Annotated in this window: 3 protein-coding genes; all 3 read right to left on the reverse strand. The window is 36.1% G+C overall.

Annotation, left to right across the window (positions count from 1 at the left end; genetic code table 11):
* Window positions 1-122: 122 nt before the first annotated feature.
* Window positions 123-3,839: an RHS repeat domain-containing protein gene (locus tag ACY10D_RS10665; protein ID WP_487000717.1), complete on the reverse strand. Its 3,717-nt coding sequence runs from the start codon at window positions 3,837-3,839 to the stop codon at window positions 123-125.
* Between the two features lie 149 nt (window positions 3,840-3,988).
* On the reverse strand, window positions 3,989-4,417 hold the full coding sequence (locus ACY10D_RS10670) for a hypothetical protein (RefSeq protein WP_487000718.1): 429 nt from the start codon (window positions 4,415-4,417) through the stop codon (window positions 3,989-3,991).
* A gap of 241 nt (window positions 4,418-4,658) precedes the next feature.
* Window positions 4,659-5,395: hypothetical protein (locus tag ACY10D_RS10675; protein WP_487000719.1), on the reverse strand; the 737-nt coding region annotated here is incomplete at its 5' end.

Raw genomic sequence — 5,395 nt, forward strand, 5'->3', positions numbered from 1 at the left:
CATATATATGATTATTTTGTTGTATCTGTACTAATTGGTTTTTCCCATTATATTGATAGACTGTATCAGCATAAATGCTCTGACAGGATATCAAGCCTAAAGCAAGAAGTATTTTTTTCATATTAATTCCCCGATTTTTCAACGATCACATTGCCGTTTTTGTCATACTGATAACTTGTTATCGATTTTTTACCATTTGACTCAACTGTTCTGGTGAGTAATTGGTCAATATTGTTATAGTCATAGCTCATATAGTCACACTTTGCATCAATACATTGCACCTCTGAAGTAATGTTACTATTACCATCGTAATTATAGGCATTACTTATTGTATGACCACTAGATAAAACTGTCTTTGAGCTTAGTAATCGGCTTTGATCATCGTATGTATAATCAGTCGTTTTAGTGAGGGTATTTCCTGCCGTAGTATCTTCACTGACTTCTTTGATGATTTGACCACGATTATCATAGTTTGTGGTAACGCTTAGACAGTTTCCTTTGTCATCACAGGTTGTTTTGGTATGTAAACGCCCTTGGTCATCGTAGTCATAGTCTTTTTGTAAAGTGCCTTTTACTTGACCATTATCAAATTGAGTTAGCTCTTGTTTTATTTTATCATTTTGCAATGGTTTATCATTATCGAAGTCATAATAACTATAGGTGATTTTGCCTAAATTGGAGTCTATCGAGCTGATCTTGCTATCAGCTAAATTATGATAAGTAAATCTATTACCGACTGCATCAGTTACATCATTTAAGTCATTTTTATCATTATAGCTTAGTACTGATATCGTTTTATCACCGACTTTTAAGTTAAGTAAATTGCCCATTTTAGTATAGAAATAGCGCTGGGTATCAACGGCATTTTGCTTGGTTTTTAAGCGTCCGTAGGAGTCGTACGTATACTTTATAACATCATTACCATCATGTTTCTCATCTAAAAGCTTACCAAACTTATCATAAGTGTAATTTGTTGTTGCACCATTAAAATCTGTTGATGCAATTAACTGCCCAAGATCGTTATACTCATTGGTGGTGCATAACTTATGCTTTCCAGCGGTGTCTATTAAGTCATAACATAAATGTTGCAAACGTCCAAAGCGATCATAGACGCGCTCGTAGCTGCGATGAACCTCTTTTCCATCTTGATAAATTATCTTCTGGGTTTCTTTGCCCGTTGTCTCGTCATACAAGGTTACTTGGCGATAATTATGACCATTAACAGTGGTTTCTGTCACATTATTACGTCCAAGCGTATCATAATAGTAATGCTTATCAGATAAGATATTATTTGGATTGTTTGGGTCGTAGATTTTGTCTTCTTGTAACTGACCACTGTCACTATAGTAAGAGCGTTGCTTTTTGCTGAGCTTACCTGCAATAGTCTCTTCCTTATATAAGCTGAGTTTACCTTTGCTATATTCAACGGTATGAACTCCCTTGCCATGATCATTATTTTGATCTTGTACGACTTTTTGATAGCAGCCAAATTCATCATCACATATTTGTTGGTAGCTGGTTTTTAGGATGTTGATCGTTTTTCCTAAAGCATCGACCGCCTTTACTTCTATTGGTCGATGATACATGTCATATGTATAGTATTCTTTATTACCATATTTATCCGTTTTGCTTTCTAATTGTGCGTAGCCATCATAGCTATAGTGATCGCTTCCTTGGCTGTAACCTGTTTTTTTCTCATTCGGTTGCTTGTTGTATGATGGATTGCTCATCCAGTTTTGCCCTTGAACTACCTCGACACCTAGCGCGTCTGTTTTGGTTAGTAAAAGAGTTGAATTAAGCTTACTATCAGGTAATAAGTTGACCTTTTGGGAGGCTTTATGCCCACGAGGAGAGATGGTTTCAAGCAGCATACCATTGACGGCATATTGCTTTTGCTCAAGGTTGCCCAATGCATCTGTGCTAGCAATTTCTAAACTACCGATATTTTGGCGACTGGTTGTTTGATTCAAATCATTTGTCGTTGTAATCGCTAGTTTACCATAACCATTCTTGATCGCACTATAATCATAATGGAAGCTTTTGTTCAAAGTATCACCATTGCTTTCTACAGACTCTTTACACACCAAGCCTTGTATATAAAAATTACCACACCCAGAGGTATCTGAGGCGTAACTAAATCTCTTGATTTCTGGCGTTTTTACTTTCCCTGTGGTTAGATCTTTATAGTTGGTACTTTGCTGTAATGGTAGTAGACCGCTTGCGTCTAACACTGTTTTTTCAGATACCTGCCTTTTTGTACTATTATCCGTCGTAACTTTTAACACAGGTGTTTGATGACGATTATCATAAGTGATATCTGTTTGGGTGACTGCTTGAGCGTAGTTTTTATTAACAGAAACAGGTGCATAACTCTTAACGGAAACAGGATTAAGATAATCATTATAATCAGTGATTGTCTTGCTTTTTGAAACAGCGACGCCATTATCAAACGCTGTTGTTTCTTGTGTAGTCGCTTGTTGATAGCTAGATAATAGCTTTGCGTTACCCTTAGCATCATGCGCGACTGCATTATATGTGTTTTTAATATTAGATACGATAAAGTGCTCACCAGTCTTACTGATCACACTGGTTTGCGTCTCAATCTCATTATGCAAGAAATTATAGTGATGCGTTGTTACTGTATTACCTTGTGTGACTTCTGTACTGTAACTTGTCTTATCTAAAGCATTGTTATTGAGTAATCCCAGCGTAATGGAAGTATCCTCGCCAAACTTAAACTTAGGTTGATAGAGCCCAATATAGCGATATGCTGTTGCTACATACTCTTTGATATTTTCAGGGTTATAAGCAAGCATTCGATTAATACGTAGTGTATTTTTATCATAAGTTAATTGGTAGGTTTTATGTGCAGATAGCGGTGTACCATTTTGATCAAAGACTGTCTCAGTTGCTCTATTTAGCATGACACCTTGATCATAATCAAAACGCATGCCAACACGATAGTTTTCAGAAAAATCGCTCTGTATAGCAGTAATTTTATCCCCTGATTTTTTAATATAAGCATGAAGCGCTTTGCCACTTGCATTGATTGGGTAGGTTAATCTAATCTCTCCTGCTAAATAGCTAAAATAAACACTTTCATTGTTGCCATCGGTAATATGATCAACTTGTGCTAGTGAAGCGGATACACTTGAGTTACCTTGATAGTACACACGCGTTAAGTGTTTTTGATTTCCTGCTTGATCATTGACAAAAAAGCCATCGGCTGCGGCAATTAATAATCCATTGCTATTGAAATACAGGCGTGTGCCATTAGCGTATGAGAGCTCATAACCATATGCTAACTTTCCCCCTTCGACTTTAAGTGTGCCTATCTCCTTGACAAAATGCATTTGTTTAGTTACTTGATAGCGCAGCCCGCTGTGGATCAAAGTACCGTCTTGCCCAATACTGGTATAGTCTTGATCATAGATATATCTTTGCCCACTGGCAATCAGAATTTCCTTACCGTTTTCTTTTGTTATAAATGGCAAGCCACTGAAATACCATCCAGCACCCAACCCCAAGTAATTTGTTTTGGATAACATTGAGGCACTATCGGCAATTAAGGTTAGATTAATGCTGCCAATGGCAGGCAAAGCTATTTTGATATTCGCAGAGCCTGTACGCTCATTTACAGAAAAATCACCGAAAGATCCGTATTTAGAGGCTTCTGAATTATTTGCTTTAGATGTTTCAGATTCAGCTACAGTGAGAGAAATTTTGTTGGATTCTTTCAGTGCTTGCTTTGCAGTATTGCTTGCATCAACAGATGCGGTTGCCCAAGTGATATTACTTAGTAATCCTAACGTTAACATACATAACTGTTTTTTTCTCATTATATATCCTTAGTTTTTGTTAAAATGTTTTTCTAAAAAAAGGGATGATTTCGCTACCTATTATCTCGTTCTTTGCAGGAGAGGTTGTATAGCGTAAGCTGTATGGATGAGAGAGCAATTAAAACCCCATATTACATTAATGCTCTTGGCTAATAATCACCTTGTAAAATAACCTGGTCTGATCGATCTGGTTCTGTGAACCCCGTTGGACTTTCTAGTCGATATCTTACATGAACACTCGAGTCTTTATCATAAGGAATAAGGTTAACCAAATCCCCTTTAGGATTTGATTCAATTTGAATAATAGCTTCTGGTTTGGTGTTATCATTCCTTGCAATATCACAGACAATACTGGCGCGTGTTTTGTCTTCATATCTTACATAAAACTCACGATTGATGGTGTATGGCTCATTGTCTGCTCGCCATGTATTTTCCTTGATTTTACCTGTAATAGGCTTCATAACATGGCAGTTTTGTAATTGATAGACACTCGCATTATGAAGAGTGATTTCTTGCCCTGAAAATGCGTATACTGGTAGCATGCAAGCTAGTAATAAGTTTTTTTTAGATAAATTCATATACTTTAGACCCCATGGTTTTTTTGTGTAACCCTAACAAAATTATCTTAGCTAATGGAAAGCAGTTAGTTCTCAATAAATTCTGTTATTTTTCTTGCTTTAATCTGTCAAATTAAGAGACTGTAACAGCATGCTCTTTGAAGCTAAATTCAGGGTTGATTTATTAAAAAATGGAATTAAACACTCTTTGTTTGATCACATTTTTATGGCAGGAGAAGAACAGCGCCAGATTACGCTATTATCACTTTCCAAATATGAAAACACCATACGGTTTCTTCCCAATATATTCCTTAGCGTCAGGGTTGTGGTTGAATGTAATATATTCAACTTCATTATTAGAGCCACTAGCATACTGCCAACCAGATTCATATATCATGCCATTATCCCTATAAATAGTTGCTACATGATTGTCAGTAACAAACATGGCAGATTGATTGTCATTTAGTAACAAGTCTGGAATTGAATGAATATTACTCACGTCGGCATGTATAACCACATTGTCAAAATACTCAGTTATTATGTTATGAACTTGCTCAGGAGACGCTGCAATTAGACCTTCATATCTTGAATCAACTCCCTTATTTATTATAGCTTCAACTAACTCATTGGTGTCTGATAAATCATTAATAATATAGTTATCATGTCGATCAATTACTGTAGATAAGGCTGCATAAAAACAAGTTCCTTTTTTGTTTTCCAATCCCATTTGCATTGCTCTAGAACGTGATTTTTGTTGCAGCTTTTTCAATCTATTAAAGCCTTTTGATTCCAACAGTTTTTCCTCGTTGGTTACTGAAGAGATTCTTTTTGGTTTTAGTCTATTTAATTTTACCATTAGATTATTGTTTCTAGTTGCTTGAGTTATTGCTTTTGCTTCATAAAAGGCAATAAAATCGTAGGCAATAGAAGCTATTCCGGTTACCGTAGATGCAATATCTAGTAAGTGACTTTCTTTTTCCCATCCTTTGACATGCTTTA

Source organism: Cysteiniphilum sp. (assembly GCF_057495195.1).

Coding starts and splice junctions, on each gene's coding strand:
- ACY10D_RS10665 (WP_487000717.1), bottom strand. CDS start 3,839: ATGAGAAAAAAACAGTTATGTATGTTAACGTTAGGATTACTAAGTAAT.
- ACY10D_RS10670 (WP_487000718.1), bottom strand. CDS start 4,417: ATGAATTTATCTAAAAAAAACTTATTACTAGCTTGCATGCTACCAGTA.